Annotated in this window: 16 protein-coding genes; 11 read left to right on the top strand and 5 right to left on the bottom strand. The window is 64.3% G+C overall.

Translation table 11 applies throughout. The annotated features are described in order from the left end of the window. The first annotated feature begins 3 nt into the window (after nt 1-3). Both waaA and lpxK read left to right on the top strand, forming a co-directional pair. On the top strand, nt 4-1,323 hold the full coding sequence (waaA, locus tag NA2_RS17165; RefSeq protein ID WP_008598324.1) for a lipid IV(A) 3-deoxy-D-manno-octulosonic acid transferase: 1,320 nt from the start codon (nt 4-6) through the stop codon (nt 1,321-1,323). Continuing rightward, nucleotides 1,316-2,341: a tetraacyldisaccharide 4'-kinase gene (gene lpxK, locus NA2_RS17160; RefSeq protein ID WP_008598323.1), complete on the top strand. Its 1,026-nt coding sequence runs from the start codon at nt 1,316-1,318 to the stop codon at nt 2,339-2,341. Before waaA ends, lpxK begins: the two co-directional genes overlap by 8 nt. Before the next feature lie 4 nt (nt 2,342-2,345). Here lpxK and NA2_RS17155 read toward each other — a convergent pair whose 3' ends face one another. Beyond that, complete coding sequence (locus NA2_RS17155; RefSeq protein ID WP_008598322.1) at nt 2,346-2,576, bottom strand: DUF2093 domain-containing protein; 231 nt, start codon at nt 2,574-2,576, stop codon at nt 2,346-2,348. A gap of 72 nt (nt 2,577-2,648) precedes the next feature. Further along, on the bottom strand, nt 2,649-4,556 hold the full coding sequence (gene mutL, locus NA2_RS17150) for a DNA mismatch repair endonuclease MutL (RefSeq protein WP_008598321.1): 1,908 nt from the start codon (nt 4,554-4,556) through the stop codon (nt 2,649-2,651). A 769-nt stretch (nt 4,557-5,325) separates the two neighbouring features. Between mutL and NA2_RS17145 the strand changes: the two genes are divergently transcribed. From NA2_RS17145 to NA2_RS21605, 3 genes are all read left to right on the top strand, one after another. After that, the gene (locus NA2_RS17145; protein ID WP_008598320.1) at nt 5,326-5,751 is read left to right on the top strand and encodes a hypothetical protein; all 426 of its coding nucleotides are present in this window, start codon (nt 5,326-5,328) and stop codon (nt 5,749-5,751) included. Nucleotides 5,752-5,926: 175 nt separating this feature from the next. After that, nucleotides 5,927-6,502, top strand: a complete 576-nt coding sequence (locus tag NA2_RS17140; protein ID WP_008598319.1) for a Panacea domain-containing protein — start codon at nt 5,927-5,929, stop codon at nt 6,500-6,502. Next, entirely contained in the window at nt 6,477-6,893 is a 417-nt protein-coding gene (locus NA2_RS21605) for a hypothetical protein (protein WP_081582717.1), read from the top strand. The genes NA2_RS17140 and NA2_RS21605 overlap by 26 nt, the downstream gene beginning before the upstream one ends. Here the strand turns inward: NA2_RS21605 and NA2_RS17135 are convergent. Next, nucleotides 6,886-7,848, bottom strand: coding sequence for an IS1595 family transposase (locus NA2_RS17135; protein WP_008598318.1), 963 nt, complete (start codon nt 7,846-7,848; stop codon nt 6,886-6,888). The genes NA2_RS21605 and NA2_RS17135 overlap by 8 nt on opposite strands. A 105-nt stretch (nt 7,849-7,953) precedes the next feature. Here NA2_RS17135 and NA2_RS21600 point away from each other — a divergent pair, with 105 nt between their 5' ends. After that, nucleotides 7,954-8,178, top strand: a complete 225-nt coding sequence (locus NA2_RS21600; RefSeq protein WP_081582716.1) for a DUF6471 domain-containing protein — start codon at nt 7,954-7,956, stop codon at nt 8,176-8,178. Between the two features lie 53 nt (nt 8,179-8,231). Here NA2_RS21600 and NA2_RS22020 read toward each other — a convergent pair whose 3' ends face one another. Continuing rightward, nucleotides 8,232-9,170: a hypothetical protein gene (locus tag NA2_RS22020; protein WP_157188284.1), complete on the bottom strand. Its 939-nt coding sequence runs from the start codon at nt 9,168-9,170 to the stop codon at nt 8,232-8,234. A gap of 322 nt (nt 9,171-9,492) precedes the next feature. On the opposite strand from NA2_RS22020, the gene NA2_RS17125 reads away from it, so the two are divergent. The 5 genes from NA2_RS17125 (at nt 9,493) to tdh (ending at nt 15,164) form a co-directional block, all read left to right on the top strand. After that, the gene (locus tag NA2_RS17125) at nt 9,493-9,858 is read left to right on the top strand and encodes a hypothetical protein (RefSeq protein WP_008598317.1); all 366 of its coding nucleotides are present in this window, start codon (nt 9,493-9,495) and stop codon (nt 9,856-9,858) included. Nucleotides 9,859-10,048: 190 nt separating this feature from the next. After that, nucleotides 10,049-10,765: a polysaccharide deacetylase family protein gene (locus tag NA2_RS17120; protein ID WP_008598316.1), complete on the top strand. Its 717-nt coding sequence runs from the start codon at nt 10,049-10,051 to the stop codon at nt 10,763-10,765. Nucleotides 10,766-11,041: 276 nt separating this feature from the next. Then, nucleotides 11,042-12,259 (top strand): acyl-CoA dehydrogenase, encoded by a 1,218-nt coding sequence (locus tag NA2_RS17115; RefSeq protein WP_040678382.1) that lies wholly within the window; start codon nt 11,042-11,044, stop codon nt 12,257-12,259. A 474-nt stretch (nt 12,260-12,733) separates the two neighbouring features. Further along, nucleotides 12,734-13,921: a glycine C-acetyltransferase gene (locus NA2_RS17110; RefSeq protein ID WP_008598314.1), complete on the top strand. Its 1,188-nt coding sequence runs from the start codon at nt 12,734-12,736 to the stop codon at nt 13,919-13,921. 208 nt (nt 13,922-14,129) lie between these two features. Continuing rightward, entirely contained in the window at nt 14,130-15,164 is a 1,035-nt protein-coding gene (gene tdh, locus NA2_RS17105; RefSeq protein WP_040678338.1) for an L-threonine 3-dehydrogenase, read from the top strand. Between the two features lies 1 nt (nt 15,165). Here tdh and NA2_RS17100 read toward each other — a convergent pair whose 3' ends face one another. Beyond that, nucleotides 15,166-15,624, bottom strand: a complete 459-nt coding sequence (locus NA2_RS17100) for a MarR family winged helix-turn-helix transcriptional regulator (RefSeq protein ID WP_008598312.1) — start codon at nt 15,622-15,624, stop codon at nt 15,166-15,168. Nucleotides 15,625-15,713: the final 89 nt, after the last annotated feature.

The raw sequence follows: 15,713 nt of genomic DNA, 5'->3' as shown, positions 1-15,713 counted from the left end.
CCCATGAGCGAGCGTTGGGCGCGGGCGATACTCACGGCATACCGCTGGGCGGGCGCAGCGGCCTTCCCGGTGATCGGCGGCTACATCGTCTGGCGCGCCGGCAAGGGCAAGGAGGATCGCGCCCGCCGGCATGAGCGCTACGGCCAGGCGGGGCGCCCGAGGCCGGATGGCCCGCTGATCTGGATGCACGCGGCCAGCGTCGGTGAGACGGTGGCGGTCATCGGGCTGATCGAGCATCTCCTCTCCTACGGGATCAACATCGTCCTCACCACCGGCACGGTGACCTCGGCGAAAGTGGCCGACGAGCGGCTCGACGACCGTGTCATCCATCAATATGTGCCGCTCGACCTGAAACCCGCCGTCAGCCGCTTCCTGAACCACTGGAAGCCGGATCTCGCGGTCATGGCCGAATCCGAGATATGGCCGATGACGATCCTCGAGCTGGGCGCCCGCCACGTTCCGCAGGTCCTCGTCAACGGCCGGCTCTCCGACCGCTCCTTCGCGAGCTGGTCGAAACGGCCCTATCTCGCCGAGGCGCTGTTCGAGAACCTTGCCCATGTGGTCGCCCAGTCCGAGGTGGACGGCGAGCGGTTCCGGGCGCTGGGCGCACGGCCGGTGACGGTTTCGGGAAACATGAAGGTCGACACCAGCGCCCCGCCGGTCGACCGGCAGTCGCTGGAGCGGCTGCAGCGGGGCATCGGCGTCCGCCGGACCTGGGCCGCCGTCTCCACCCACGAGGGGGAGGAGACCATCGCCGCCGATGTGCAGCAGAAGCTCAAGCAGCGCCATCCCGACCTCCTGACCATCGTCGTGCCGCGTCATCCCGAGCGGTCCAACGATCTCGAGAAAGAGTTTCTGGCGCGCGGCCTGAAGGTCGCGCGGCGTAGCCGCAACGACCCGGTCACCGCCGAGACCGACATCCTGCTCGGCGACACGATCGGCGAGATGGGGCTTTACCTGCGCCTGACCGAGATCGCCTTTGTCGGCCGCTCGCTGGTGCAGGAAGGCGGGCAGAACCCGATCGAACCCGCCCGGCTCGGCACGGCCGTGCTCGCCGGCTGCAACGTGCAGAATTTCCGCGACGCCTATCGCCGGCTGATCGACAGCGGCGGCGCCCGGCTGGTGCGCGACGGCGAGATGCTGGCCGGCGGGGTCAATTTCCTGCTCAACAACCACGCCGCCCGCGGCGCCATGATCAAGGCCGGCCTGACGGCGGTGGAGGACATGTCCGGCGCGCTGAAGCGGACCCTGCAGGCGCTCGACCCCTATATCCATCCGCTGGTGGTCAAGAGCCGTCTGGAAGACGACCGGTCCTATGGCTAGCGAGGCGCCTCCGTTCTGGTGGGAGCCGGCCGACTGGCGCGCCTGGTGCCTGGCGCCGTTCTCGACCCTCTACGGAGTGGCGGCAGCCTATCGCCTGGCGTCCGGCCGCCGCGCGCCGGTCGCCGCGCCGGTGCTCTGCATCGGCAATTTCACCGTCGGCGGCGAAGGCAAGACCCCCGTCGCAATCGCCCTTGCCAAGCAGGCGCGCAAGGCCGGCCGCAAGCCGGGCTTCCTGTCGCGCGGCCATGGCGGCAGCCTCTCGAAGCCGCATCTGGTCGATGCCGAGCACGATTCGGCGCGGCTGGTCGGCGACGAGCCGCTGCTCCTTGCGCGCTGCGCGCCGACCGTGGTGACGCAGGATCGGGCGGCCGGCGCCCGCCACCTGATCGGGGCCGGTTGCGATTTCATCGTCATGGACGACGGTTTCCAGAGCGCTCGCATCCGCATGGACTATGCGTTGATGGTCGTCGATGCACGGCGCGGCCTGGGCAACGGCCATGTCATTCCCGGCGGCCCCCTGCGCGCGCCGCTGATCGACCAGCTCCGCCACGCCGACGCCCTCCTCACCATGGGCGAGGGCGAGGGCGCCGACCATGTGGTGCGCCAGGCTTCGCGTGCGGGCAAGCCGGTCTTCGAGGCGCGCCTCAAGCCGCGCGGCGTGCGCGCCGTCAAGGGCAGGCGCTTCCTCGCTTTTGCCGGCATCGGCAATCCCGGAAAATTCTTCGACAGCCTGCGCGGCGCCGGCGCCGCGGTGGTCGAGACGCGCAGCTTCCCCGACCACCACCCGTTCGACGAGGAGGACGTGCGCGAGCTGCGGCGTTCGGCCGAGGCGGCGGAACTGGCGCTGATCACCACCGAGAAGGATCTGGTGCGGCTCGGCCACGGCAGCGCCGCCCTGCAGGACTTCGCGGCCGATTGCCAGGTGCTGCCGGTGGATGCGGCCTTCGCGGCGCCCGACATGGCCGGGATCATCGTCGACGCGACCATCGCCGCCTGGCGCGAGCGCAGCCTCAGATAGCCGGTCAGCGCCGCGTGCGCAGGCCCGGGTTCTCCTCCATCTCCCGTGCCAGCGAGGCGCCGGCGTCGAGATAGGGTTCCTGCCGCGCGACGCTCCAGTATTTGAGTTCGTCGAGCGGGATGGAATGGCCGGTCACCGCGCAGCGGACGAAGGCGCCGGGCGTCATCACCTGAAAATCGCCATCCAGATAGCGGATGCGCGCCTCGCGCGCGCCTGAGCCTTCGAAACGGTTCATCAACAATGCCTCGTGATCATGCCCGTTGCGCCATATTTTTCCCGCCGCGTCAAGTAATCCGCTCCCCGCTCGTCAGCGCCGCCCGAACAGCTTCTCGATGTCGGTCAGCTTCAGTTCGATATAGGTCGGCCGGCCGTGATTGCAGGTGCCGGAGCCGGGGGTCGCTTCCATCTGGCGCAGCAGCGCGTTCATCTCCTCCGGCCTGAGCCGCCGGCCCGAGCGCACGGAGCCGTGGCAGGCCATGGTGGCGGCGATGTGGTCGATGCGCTCCTTCAGCGTGTCGGCCGTGTCGTTCTCGGCGATCTCGTCGGCGAGGTCGCGCACGAGCTGCTGCACGTCCACCTTGCCGAGCATGGACGGCGTCTCGCGCACGGCGATGGCGCCGGGGCCGAAGCGCTCCAGCCCCAGCCCGAACCGGGCGAGGAATTCCGCGTGGCCGGCGACGCGGTCGGCGTCCTCCTCCGGCAGGTCGACGATCTCGGGCAGGAGCAGCATCTGCGCCGGCAGGGGCCGCGCGTGCAGCGCGCCCTTCAGCGCCTCGTAGACGAGCCGCTCATGGGCGGCGTGCTGGTCGACGATGACCAGCGAATCCTCCGTCTGGGCGACGATGTAGTTTTCATGCACCTGCGCGCGCGCCGCCCCCAGCGGGTTGCGCATCAGCCCGGCGGGTGCGTCGGCGACGCCGGCGCGGGCATCGGCGCTCGGGCTTGCACCCACATCGAAGGTGGATTGGGCGGGAGCGGAAAAGCCGCCCGCGGCCGCCGGCGCTGCCGCGAGGACGTCCGCTCCGGCGCCCCCCGCTCCAGCCATGTCGAGCGGGCGCAAAGGCGAGGTGTCGCGGCTCCAGTCGTGCGCGGGGCGCGGCGGCGGCGTGTAGCGCTGGCCGCCATGGGCAAAGCCATGGCCGGCAGGCCTGCCGGGACCGGCGCTCTCCGGCCGGCGGAAGGCGGCGAGCATGGCGTCGGCCCCCGAGGTGGAGGCGCGCATGCCGCTCATCTCCAGCGCGTGGCGGATGGCGCCGACGATCAGCCCGCGCACCAGGCCGGGATCGCGGAAGCGCACATCGGCCTTCGCCGGGTGGACATTGACATCGACCAAGGCCGGGTCGAGCGCGATGAACAGCGCCACGACCGCATGCCGGTCGCGCGGCAGCACGTCCATATAGGCGCCGCGCACGGCGCCGGCGAGCAGCTTGTCGCGCACGGGCCGCCCGTTGACGTAGAAGTACTGCTGCATCGCATTGCCGCGCGAGAACGACGGGATCGAGACGTGGCCGGTGAGGCTCACCCCCTCCCGCTCGGCGTCGATGGCCAGTGTGTTCGCGGCGAATTCGCTGCCCATCACCTGGGCGATGCGGCGCAGAAGCCCCTCGCCATCGGCCGGCACGGCGGGCAGTTCCAGCGTGCTGCGGTCGGTTCCCGAAAGCGCGAAGCGCACGGCGGGAAAGGCGAGCGCCATGCGCTTCACCACCTCGGTGATGGCGCTGGTCTCGGCGCGCTCGCTCTTCATGAACTTGAGCCGCGCCGGCGTGGCGAAGAACAAATCGCGCACCTCCACCGTGGTGCCCCGGTTGGCCGCGACGGGCCTGACCGGCGACACGCGCCCGCCCTCGACGCCGATCTCGACGGCGCTGTCGGCGCCGTCCGGCCGCGAGCGGACGGCAAGCCGCGCCACCGAGCCGATGGAGGGCAGCGCCTCGCCGCGGAAGCCGAGCGAGCGGATGTCGTGGATGTCGTCCGAGAGCTTCGAGGTGCAGTGGCGCGAGACGGCGAGCGGCAGCTCGTCCGCGGGGATGCCGCCGCCATTGTCGGTGACGCGCAGCAGCGACAGCCCGCCGCCCGCCGTCGCCACCTCGACGCGGGTCGCGCCCGCGTCCAGCGCATTCTCGACGAGTTCCTTCGCCACGCTCGCCGGCCGCTCGATGACCTCGCCGGCGGCGATCTGGTTGATGATTGTGTCGGTGAGTTGGCGGATGGTCATGGCGCGATTCTAGGCGGATTCGGGGGCGATGCGAAGGGCGGGACGGGTGGTTTCCAGTGCTTCCCTTTCTGGCGGGGCGTGAAGGACAGCGTCCTTCTCCCCGCTGGCGGGGAGAAGGTCCCGGCAGGGGGATGAGGGGCGGGCGCCGGCGTCAAGGACTGGCGCTCGCGTCGCCCTCCGTCCCTTCTGCCGGGTTGGCGCCGGCCCCTCATCCGGCCCTTCGGGTCAGCCGGGGTCGAGCCACGGGTCTCGACCCGTCCTTCGGACCCCCGCAGGCGGGGAGAAGGGAGCGCCGGCGCTTGTGTTGCCTCTGGATTCTCCGAGGATGACGAGGCATGCGGGATGGCAGGAAAACGCATAACTCCTCCGTTCCCGCGCGGCGGTCCGCCGGGGCATGAGCATGGGGTCGGGAAGACGGGCGGCGAAAGCGTCGCCAATCTGTGAATGTATATGCGACCCTTTCGCCGCCTGTCCGGCCGCTGTCCCATCCGTCGGTCGATCACGCGGCCGATGATGCCCGAGAGGTCCGGTTTCCCGGCCCCTGCAACACCACCGCCTTCGCGGCTTCTCCGCAACCGGGGGTAACGATCCGGCCGCCGACCTGTCGCGGGCCCTCACGTGTCCCCGGGTACCGTTCCCCGGGGAGGGAGGCTGCCGCCGCCCTCCCTGATCCCCGGTCCGGACCCGGTTCCCGTAAGGGCGGCCTTATGTAGCAAAAGCACCAACATTTCAGAGGCGTTCTTGAGCGGGTTCCCATAGAATCCGTGGCATGGAAAACGATGTCGTCATTCATGGTCTACTGCGTCGCCGCTCGGAAATCGCTGGCGAAATTCTCCACCTGGATGGCCAGGTCGAAAAGCTACGGGCGGACCTGAAACACCTGGACGCGGCCTTGAAGGTGATGGGCTATGTCAACGAGGATGCGTTTCCGGTTCGCAAAGCCTGTACATCCGGCCTTTTTCACCGCAAGGAGCTTGGACGGCTTGTCGTGGGTCATTTGCGGAGCAGTACGGACGGTCTACAGGCGCGCGACATTGCGCTGGCCATATCCCGCGATAAAGGATGGGAAACGGACGACCAGCGCTTTCAGAAGGCGCTTACGGACAAGGTAAGCCGTGCGCTATCGAAGATGAAGGTAAGCGGACGTGCGGATTATGAGAACGCGCAATCCGGGTGCGTCTGGCGGCTGCTGTAGCGGATGCGAAGGGGAGTTTAAGGTGGGAGCGTCGGTAGGCGTAGCAAGGCAATCTTTTTTAGGCTTGGTTATGCCACTAAGTGACACTAGTTACCGCAGTTAACCGAATACTCCCCGCACGTGTGCGTTCATGCTACGGTGATTCGCACCGGCGTTTGGGGGAAGGATGACCGGAATGATGATTTCTCATGACAGGGAGAAGATGATTCAGGCAATCATTTTCTTCGCAAGCCGCACCAGAAAGCTCGGGAAGACAAAGCTTTGCAAGCTTTTGTATTTCCTCGATTTCGAGCACTTTAAGCAAACCGGCCGGAGTGTCACTGGTCTCAGGTATAATGCTTGGCCGATGGGCCCGGTGCCTGTTTCGTTGTACAACGAGATATCCGAGCCGCCCGAGGAAATTACCGCAGCAGTTTCGATAGAAGAAAAAGAAACAAAGAACGGACAGATGTTAGCCATCCGCCCAAAGGTGGGGTTTTCGTCACGGCTTTTTTCAAGGCGGGAACTCTCAATCTTGGAAGCGCTCGCGCGGGAATATCGGGATTCGACAGCAGATGAGATGGTCGAAGCCACCCATTTGGAGAACCAGCCTTGGCACCAAGTGTATGAAATAGAAGGAAAAAAACAAGCTGAGATTCCTTATGAGCTTGCTGTAAGGAAAGATGAAAAAGATTCCGTTATGCGGGTCGCTAGAGAACGCAATGAATTGATAAAGAGCCTTTCTAATGAACCCGGGTTCGGTATTCTTTGACGAAGATTTTGCGTTCCACGATGGCGAAACTGGTGAGAAGCTCTTTGTAGTCCTAGGGACTTCTGCGGGCACATCTGTCGTCGTGAAGACAACATCTGTTCAGCATGGGCGCGGCACAGCTTACGGTTGCCAGCCGCGAGACCGATTCCACAATTTTTTCATCCCACCCAAGGCGACTTATCTAAAAAAGGAAACATGGGTTTGCCTCAACGAGTTCTATGAAATCGAGGCAAGGAAGGCTCTTCAGAAATCGTTTGACGGCAAAATCAAGCCTGTTTGCGATCTTGCTGCGGCGGTCATTCGTGGAATCCAGGACTGCGCCTTGCAGAGCGAAGATATATCAGAGACGCAGACTGACGTCGTGCGATCATGTTTGGTTCAAACTAGCTAGCGCGCTGCCAGTATCCTGCCCATACACGCGAAACCGGATGATTGAGCGCGCCACCAAGCAGGGCGAAGGCATTCGCGCCATTTGAGCGGCGACGGTGATCCTCCAGCCATGCGGCATGGTTCGCGTACTGATACAGATACTTGTGCGAAACATGGTGGTGCTGACCGCCGACCATGCGGCGCAGGCGCGAGAAGTAGCTTTCAACCCAATTCGTGTGCTTGCCGTTGAAGTCGCTATAGGCTTCGCTGTGATTGATGCGGTCGGTTTCAAACTGAATTTCCAGCGCATCCCAATGGGTCGCCTCGTCAGCAAACAGCTTGGCGTTGGCCACCATGCGGGCGCGGGCGATTTCAACGCCATCGGCTTCGCTCTGCCGCACAAATGACAGGGTGCGCCCGCCACGCTGGCGAAGGGCGACCACAACGCGACGGCGGTCGGACTGGTTGACCTTCTTGCGGCGGTCAATGCGGTCTTCCTTGCGGTTCTCCGGGCGGACGTGACCACCGAAGTATGCACCGTCGATCTCAACTTCGCCGTCCAGCATTTCCATGACGGTCTCGGCAGCAAGCGCCTCGCGCAGCTTGTGCGCCAGAACGAAGGCGGTCTTGTACTGCACGTCCAGATCGCGGCTGAACTGGACCGCCGACATGCCCTTAGCGCCATTGACGAATAGGCAGATCGCCGCCAGCAGGTCCGTGAAGGGCAGCTTGCGCGAGGCGAACATCGTGCCGCTGGTAACGCTGAATTGAGCATGGCAGACCGCACACTTGAATTTGCGACGCGTGGGAATCTCGTAATGGTCGAGGCAACCGCACTTCGGGCAAATCGGCTCGCCCTGGGTCTCGCTCCAGCGCAGCTTGCGGAAGGTCTCATAGGCCTTTTCCTCGCCACCCTTGTAGATTGCTTTCAGCGAGAGAGTGCGGGCTTGAGCTGAAAGGAGAAAGTGCTGTGCCATTTGTCATCGTTTCTATTACTTATGTAATGAATATAGTACGTTGACGTACTGAGCACAAGGGCATATGTATCGAAAACGATACTTTTTCCTGCGAGGGCGATACGTATGGCTGAAAAGACGGATTACGAAGCTCTGGCGGCAAACCTCCTGAAAGCCGAATTGAAGCGCAAAGGCGTGACTTATGCGCAGCTTGTCGAAAAGCTGGCGCAATTAGGAGTTGACGAAAAGGAAGTGAATATCCGTAATAAGCTGTCTCGGGGTAAATTCACGGCGGCTTTTTTCCTTCAATGTCTAAGCGCAATCGGTACGCAGACTTTGCACCTTGGATAGTTGTCGCGATTGGACTGACATTTGTTGCGTTTACTAGTTGGACGGTCCTTTTTTCAAAAGGCCACCAATCCTCCGATCAATATCGCGAGTCCCAGAACGCCACATATTCCGCCGCCTATGAGGCCCAAGAGCAATGCCTGCGGCTGATCACGGTTGCTGAAATCAAACAATGCTTTAGCCGCTACAAAACACCCGCCCGGAGCGAGCAACGCGCCGAGCAGGATTTGAACGCTCAACGGGAGATGGCGGATTGGGCCGAGGGTATGTTGTGGGCCACGTGGGTGAGTGTCACCGTCACCGGAATCGGTGTGATTTATGTTGCTCTTACCCTTCGTGAAGCCCGTGCGACGACCGCTGCCGCTCTCGCTGGGACGCGAGCCGCTGAAAAGACGGTTTCGATCACGCAGCGTCTTGGCGAAGCGCAACTCAGACCATACGTCACCCTGGGTGGGGCCTTCGTCAAATACACCGATGGCAGATTCATTGTTCTGCCAGATAAGGAATACCGGAAGATTGGTGACGACAGAAATAATAGAGGCTGGGTAACTTTTGGCCACATAAGCTATGGACAAACGCCGGCTCGCTGGATTGTTGTGGAAGCGGGCGCGATAGCAATCGGAAACAATGAGGATATTAATGAGGGGACTTGGCGAGATCTTCCTATCCGGGGAAGAAAGTGGTGGTCTCTGCCCCCGGGGACGGAACGGCTGGATATCACACCACACAATTTCAAAGCCGTTCTCAGACAGTTCGGAACCGGAGACCCAAAGACCCGATTGTTCGTGTACGGGCGTATAAGGTACGGAGACGTGTTTGACGACGAAAGTGAGACGGAGTTTATCTACGTCGCGTCGCATAAGGACAACGATAGGCTGTCTCAAACGATAACCCTCCGCGCCCGCAGCGGCGGCGATTTGCGTACTTACCACCGAATTAAAAAAAGTAACTAACGCAACGGCGAGCAGCGACAGTAACCATTTCCACGCGCGCATAGCGCGGTCCTCCTTTAGGACAGGCTCAAATGCAACGAAGGCTTGGTGCCTTTGCTACATAAGGCCGCGTAAGGGCGATGGGGGAAGGATAGCAAAGGCCGGAAGGGCGGGGAGAAAGACGCGGCAGAAAAATGCGCGCAAGCCCGCAACGCAAGGCGTCGCGGCGGGTCCGGGGCGGGCGGTTCTCCCCGTTCGGGCTGCCGGTTCGGGCAGCCGGAGAGGCGATCCGGCAAGACAGGCTCGCCCGCAGGGCCGCACCCGGCCGGCATTTACGGACGCCCGCGGCGGCTCCATACTGAAGCAGGAGAGCCGGAGACAGCCCATGGGTGCGAAAGACATCTATCTCGCCGTTTTCACCAGCAACAAGTCCAGCCCGCGCTGGCAGGCCTGGTACGCGATGAGCGAGGAGGAGCGGCGGGCGAGGGACGCGGAAGGGCTGGCCGCCCTGAAGGCCTGGGACGCGGCGCACAGGGACGTGATCGTCTATGAGGGCGGGCCGCTCGGCCCGACCAAGCGCACCTCGCCGGACGGCGTGAGCGACGTGGTCAACGAGCTGACCGTCTTCGTCGTCGTGCGCGCGCCCTCGCACGAGGCCGCGGCGCGGCTGTTCGAAAACCATCCGCACTTCACGATCTTCCCGTGCGATAGCGTCGACGTGATGCCGCTTCTGGGGCCTGATTCCGGGTAGGGAGGATGCGAGAAGGGGCCGTAGGCTGAAGAGGCGGAGCCGCCGTCTGGCTGAAGCCTCCAGTCCGGACATCGAAGGCAATCGCTGTCGTGCCCGAATCCCGAGGTTCGGGGCGTAGGGAACACAAACACACTTCTGCCATGCCCGTCTTCAATGTACGCCCTTCGCAGCAAGAGGGATCCAAGCATTGTTGTCTCGTCGTCTTCTCATCTCCTCGGTTTCGCTGGCACTGGTTCTCGCCATCGTCTTCGGCCTCTACAAGCTCAGCAGCTCAAGGACCTATCAGGCCTTCGGCGATCTGGTGGCGCGGGTGGAGACGGGCAGGCCGGTCATCGCGTTGACATTCGATGACGGTCCCACGGCTCGTTTCACGAACGAAGTGCTTGGAATTCTCGATGACCTCGACGTGAAAGCGACGTTCTTTGTTACCGGCAGGGAGGTGACCGAGAACCCGGCGGAAACACGCGCGATCGTTGCGGCTGGCCATGAACTCGGAAATCACAGCTACTCGCATCCCCGCATGGTGATGAAAAGCTACGCTACATACCGCAGCGAGATCGAAAAGACCGACGCGGCCATTCGCACTATCGGCTATGAGAAACCGCTTCATTTTCGCCCGCCCTACGGCAAGAAGCTGTTCGGGCTGCCCTGGTACCTCTCGTCTACCGGGCGAACGACGGTGACCTGGGATGTCGAGCCGGAAACCTATCCGGAAGTTGCAGACGACCTGGACGCATTCGTCGCGCATGTCGTGGACAGGGCGCGCAGCGGCTCAATCGTCCTGATGCATGTCATGTATGAAAGCCGCGCAACCTCGCGCGAAGCGCTGCCTCTTGTCGTGGCCGGGCTGCGCGAGCGTGGCTTCACGTTCGTGACGGTTTCCGAACTGCTGGAAGAGCGGAAATAGATGTCCAGGGTCAGGACTGTCCGGGTTCCACGCCTTCACGGGCGCTGATTGACCAAACCGAAACGACTTTCTCCAAATTGCCAAAGCGTCGTGAATGGTCGCAACATGCGCGCGCAAGGCGCCAATTCGAAACCCGCGCCCCCCCCAATCCATCCCTTCCCGGCACCATCCTCTTCCAAAAAATCATTTTAAGCTTGAAGTATTTTCCGTTAGGATGCTGTATGCTCCCGTCAGGCGTCGACAGAGCGCAACCGCATCAGGAAGGCATCAATGAACATGGAAGCAGCACAGGCCAGATCCGCGTCGAAATCCTCCAGGTCGAGCTTCGTCTGGGACGATCCGTTCCTCATGGAGGACCAGCTCTCCGACGAGGAGCGCATGATCCGCGACGCGGCGGCCGCCTTTGCCGCCGACAAGCTCAGCCCCCGCATCGAGCACGCCTATATGAACGAGGAGACCGACCCGTCGATCTTCCGCGAGATGGGCGCGGCCGGGCTGCTCGGCGTGACGATCCCCGAGGAATATGGCGGCGTCGGCGCCGGCTATGTGTCCTACGGGCTGGTGGCGCGCGAGGTGGAGCGCGTCGATTCGGGCTACCGTTCGATGATGAGCGTGCAGTCCTCGCTGGTGATGCACCCGATCTACGCCTACGGCTCCGAGGAGCAGCGGAAGAAGTTCCTGCCGAAGCTGGCATCGGGTGAATATATCGGCTGCTTCGGCCTGACCGAGCCGGACGCCGGCTCCGATCCGGGCGGCATGAAGACGCGCGCCGACAAGACCGATGGCGGCTACCGGCTGACCGGCTCGAAGATGTGGATCTCCAATTCGCCTATCGCCGATGTGTTCGTCGTCTGGGCGAAGTCGGCGGCGCATGGCGGCAAGATCCGCGGCTTCGTGCTGGAGAAGGGCATGAAGGGCCTTTCCGCGCCGAAGATCGGCGGCAAGCTCTCGCTGCGCGCCTCGATCACCGGCGAGATCGTGATGGACGGCGTGGAAGTGGGCGAGGACGCTCTGCTGCCCAATGCCGAGGGGCTGGGCGGGCCGTTCGGCTGCCTCAACCGGGCGCGCTACGGCATTTCCTGGGGCGCCATGGGCGCGGCGGAAGACTGCTGGCACCGGGCGCGGCAGTACGGCCTCGACCGCAAGCAGTTCGATAAGCCGCTGGCGCAGACGCAGCTCTTCCAGAAGAAGCTCGCTGACATGCAGACGGAGATAGCGCTTGGCCTGCAGGGTTCGCTGCGCGTCGGCCGCCTGTTCGACGAGGGCCGGATGGCTCCGGAGATGATCTCGCTGGTCAAGCGCAACAATTGCGGCAAGGCGCTGGACATCGCCCGCCAGGCCCGCGACATGCATGGCGGCAACGGCATCCAGATCGAATACCACGTCATGCGCCACGCGCAGAACCTGGAGACGGTCAACACCTATGAGGGCACGCACGACGTCCACGCGCTGATCCTCGGCCGCGCGCAGACGGGGCTGCAGGCGTTTTTCTGAGCGCTGGTACGCGTATTCTGCGCGGAGAGTTCGAAAGGGGCGGGCGCTTGCGGTGCCGGCCCCTTTTTTGTTGCTTGACGGGGTGGCGCTCGCCCCTCATCCGCCTGCCGGCACCTTCTCCCCGCTCGCGGCAGGGCAATCGCATATGGCGGCGCGGTACCCCCACCCCTTACCCCTCCCCTCAAGGGGGAGGGGGATCATCGAGCGCGGCGTCTTCCTTCCCTCCCCCTTGAGGGGAGGGATCGAGGGTGGGGGTCGCAGGCGCAGCCTGCAACAAAATTCATATGCGATTGCCCTGCCGCTTGTGGGGGTCCGAAGGACGGGTCGAGACCCGTGGCTCGACCCCGGTAGGGTAAGGGTGAGGGGCGAGCACCGGCACCGGCAAGCAATGCAGAATTGTCGGTGGTCGAAAGCGGTGGCACTCTGTAGTAGAGGAGGGAACGCCAGTCCCTCCCACACCAGAGCGAGGCCTTCATGTCCGACGCTTTCCTCACCCATCTGCGAAGCGAACTGGAAGGCCTGAAGGACGCCGGGCTCTACAAGCGCGAGCGGGTCATCACCTCCATGCAGTCGGCCAGGATCGACAGCGGCGGGCGGACGGTGCTGAACTTCTGCGCCAACAATTATCTGGGCCTTGCCGATAACGAGGAATTGCGCGAGGCGGGCAAGGCGGCGCTCGACCGCTACGGCTACGGCATGGCCTCGGTGCGCTTCATCTGCGGCACGCAGGAGGAGCACAAGGAACTGGAAGCGAAGATCTCCGGCTTCCTCGGCTTCGAGGACACGATCCTCTATTCCTCCTGCTTCGACGCCAATGCCGGCCTGTTCGAGACGCTGCTCGGGCCGGAGGACGCGATCATCTCCGACGCGCTGAACCACGCCTCGATCATCGACGGGGTGCGGCTCTCGAAGGCCGAGCGCCACCGCTACGCCAACAACGATATGGGCGAACTGGAGGAATGCCTGAAGCGGGCCGAGGGCGCGCGCTTCCGGCTGATCGCCACGGACGGCGTGTTTTCCATGGACGGCGTGATCGCCAACCTCGCCGGCATCTGCGACCTGGCGGAGCGCTACGACGCGATGGTGATGGTGGACGACAGCCACGCGGTCGGCTTCGTCGGCGGGAACGGTCGCGGCACGCCGGAACATTGCGGCGTCGAGGGCCGCGTCGATATCATGACGGGCACGCTCGGCAAGGCGCTGGGCGGCGCCTCCGGCGGCTATACCTGCGCGCGGGCCGAGGTGGTCGACTGGCTGCGCCAGCGCTCGCGGCCCTATCTGTTCTCGAACACGCTGGCGCCGGTCATCGCGGCGGCATCGCTCAAGGTGTTCGACATGGTGGCGGGCGGTGCGGGCCTGCGCCAAAAACTCTACGACAACGCCGCGCGTTTCCGCGCCGGGATGGAGAAGCAGGGGTTCGCGCTCGCCGGCGCCGACCATCCGATCATCCCGGTGATGCTGGGCGACGCGGCGCTGGCCGAGAAGATGGCGGCGCGGCTGCTGGAGGAGGGCATCTACGTGATCGGCTTTTCCTTCCCGGTGGTGCCGAAGGGCGCCGCGCGTATCCGCACACAGATGTCGGCGGCCCATTCGACGGTCGACATCGACCGCGCGGTGGAGGCGTTCGGGAAGGTGGGGCGGGAATTGGGGGTGGTGGCGTGAGCGTTTTTGCCGTGCGCACCCCCCTCTGGCCTGCCGGCCATCTCCCCCACAAGGGGGGAGATTGGCTGGCAAGAATGCATCGCCTCCCCGTGTATGTTGGCGATTCGCGAAGCCAGTTCCACCACCTGATCTCCCCCCTTGAGGGGGAGATGGCCGGTAGGCCAGAGGGGGGTAATCTCGTGCGAACCACACCGAAAAGGCTCCAGCCATGTCCAACATGATGAAGGCGCTCGTGAAGTCCAGACCCGAGGAGGGCCTGTGGATGGAGCGCGTGCCGGTGCCGGAGATCGGCCCGAACGACGTGCTGATCAAGGTCCGCAAGACCGCCATCTGCGGCACCGACGTGCATATCTGGAACTGGGACGAGTGGGCGAGCAAGACCGTGCCTGTGCCCATGGTCGTCGGCCATGAGTTCGTCGGCGTCGTCGCCGAGGTGGGCGACGCCGTGACCGAGTATCAGGTGGGCCAGCGCGTTGCCGGCGAGGGGCACATCGTCTGCGGCCACTGCCGCAACTGCCGCGCCGGGCGCGGCCATCTGTGTCGCAACACGCTGGGCGTCGGCGTCCACCGTCCGGGCGCCTTCGCCGAGTATCTGTCATTGCCGCAGCACAATGTGGTGCCGATCCCCGACAACATCCCCGACACGATCGCGGCGATCTTCGACCCGCTCGGCAACGCCGTCCACACGGCGCTGTCCTTCGACCTCGTGGGCGAGGACGTGCTGGTGACGGGTGCCGGCCCGATCGGCATCATGGGGGCGCTGGTGGCGCAGTGCGTCGGCGCGCGCAAGGTGGTCATCACCGACATCAATCCCGGCCGGCTGGAACTCGCCCGCAAGCTGGGCGTCCAGCACACGGTCAACGCCGCCGAGGAGAAGCTGCCCGAGGTGATGCGCCAGCTCGGCATGACCGAGGGCTTCGACGTCGGGCTGGAGATGTCGGGCGCCGCACCCGCCTTCCGCGACATGATCGACGCCATGAACAATGGCGGCAAGATCGCCATCCTGGGCATCGCGCCGACCGGCTTCGAGATCGACTGGAACAAGGTCATCTTCAAGATGCTGCACCTGAAGGGCATCTACGGACGCGAGATGTTCGAGACCTGGTACAAGATGATCGCCTTGGTGCAGGGCAGGCTCGACGTCTCCGACCTGATCACCCACCGCATCAAGGCGGACGACTTCCGCGACGGCTTCGCGGCGATCAAGAACGGCGAGGCGGGCAAGGTGGTGATGAGCTGGTAGGTCAGGCCCCGTCCGGCCCGGAGAGCGCCGTCCGCTCGAGCGCGGCGAGCCCGGCCAGCAGCGCCTCGCGCTCCGCCGCGCTCATCCGCTCGAGCATCTCGGCCTCGAAGGCGCGCGCCACGGGCACCATGTCCTCATAGGCCTTCTGGCCGACCTTGCTCAGCGAAAGCCGCTCCACGCGGCGGTCGCGGGCGTCCGGCACCCGCGTGATCCAGCGCCGGACCTCGAGCGAGGCGACGGCGCGGCTGACCTTCGTCTTGTGCATCGAGGAATGCGCGCCGATCTCCGTCGCCGTCATCGTCCCGTACTGTCCGATGGTGGCGAGTGTGCGCCATTCCGGGCGGGTGAGGCCGAGGCGCGCGCGATAGGCCTGCGAGAAATCGCGGCTGATCGCATCACTCAGCCGGCTCAGCCGGTAGGGCAGAAACTCCTCGAGAAAGAGAACATTCCGTTGCGTCATGGGCGGTTCAATTAACACGATTTTGCGGGGGAGCCAATTGATAGTTACATTTCCAATGGTTACGATTGCAACAAATGCGCCCGCGGTTC

It is taken from the genome of Nitratireductor pacificus pht-3B, assembly GCF_000300335.1.
Classification (GTDB): Bacteria; Pseudomonadota; Alphaproteobacteria; order Rhizobiales; family Rhizobiaceae; genus Nitratireductor; species Nitratireductor pacificus.
Note: the sequence above shows the minus strand (reverse complement) of the source record. Positions and strands in the feature narration are given on the sequence as shown.

What these genes read in the sequence shown, in the direction of transcription:
- NA2_RS17125 (WP_008598317.1), top strand. Translation starts at nt 9,493, where the DNA reads ATGGGTGCGAAAGACATCTATCTCGCCGTTTTCACCAGCAACAAGTCC.
- NA2_RS17135 (WP_008598318.1), bottom strand. Translation starts at nt 7,848, where the DNA reads ATGGCACAGCACTTTCTCCTTTCAGCTCAAGCCCGCACTCTCTCGCTG.
- NA2_RS22020 (WP_157188284.1), bottom strand. Translation starts at nt 9,170, where the DNA reads ATGCGCGCGTGGAAATGGTTACTGTCGCTGCTCGCCGTTGCGTTAGTT.
- tdh (WP_040678338.1), top strand. Translation starts at nt 14,130, where the DNA reads ATGTCCAACATGATGAAGGCGCTCGTGAAGTCCAGACCCGAGGAGGGC.
- NA2_RS17115 (WP_040678382.1), top strand. Translation starts at nt 11,042, where the DNA reads ATGGAAGCAGCACAGGCCAGATCCGCGTCGAAATCCTCCAGGTCGAGC.
- NA2_RS17145 (WP_008598320.1), top strand. Translation starts at nt 5,326, where the DNA reads ATGGAAAACGATGTCGTCATTCATGGTCTACTGCGTCGCCGCTCGGAA.
- NA2_RS17110 (WP_008598314.1), top strand. Translation starts at nt 12,734, where the DNA reads ATGTCCGACGCTTTCCTCACCCATCTGCGAAGCGAACTGGAAGGCCTG.
- NA2_RS21605 (WP_081582717.1), top strand. Translation starts at nt 6,477, where the DNA reads ATGAACCCGGGTTCGGTATTCTTTGACGAAGATTTTGCGTTCCACGAT.
- NA2_RS21600 (WP_081582716.1), top strand. Translation starts at nt 7,954, where the DNA reads ATGGCTGAAAAGACGGATTACGAAGCTCTGGCGGCAAACCTCCTGAAA.
- mutL (WP_008598321.1), bottom strand. Translation starts at nt 4,556, where the DNA reads ATGACCATCCGCCAACTCACCGACACAATCATCAACCAGATCGCCGCC.
- waaA (WP_008598324.1), top strand. Translation starts at nt 4, where the DNA reads ATGAGCGAGCGTTGGGCGCGGGCGATACTCACGGCATACCGCTGGGCG.
- NA2_RS17100 (WP_008598312.1), bottom strand. Translation starts at nt 15,624, where the DNA reads ATGACGCAACGGAATGTTCTCTTTCTCGAGGAGTTTCTGCCCTACCGG.
- NA2_RS17140 (WP_008598319.1), top strand. Translation starts at nt 5,927, where the DNA reads ATGATGATTTCTCATGACAGGGAGAAGATGATTCAGGCAATCATTTTC.
- NA2_RS17155 (WP_008598322.1), bottom strand. Translation starts at nt 2,576, where the DNA reads ATGAACCGTTTCGAAGGCTCAGGCGCGCGCGAGGCGCGCATCCGCTAT.
- lpxK (WP_008598323.1), top strand. Translation starts at nt 1,316, where the DNA reads ATGGCTAGCGAGGCGCCTCCGTTCTGGTGGGAGCCGGCCGACTGGCGC.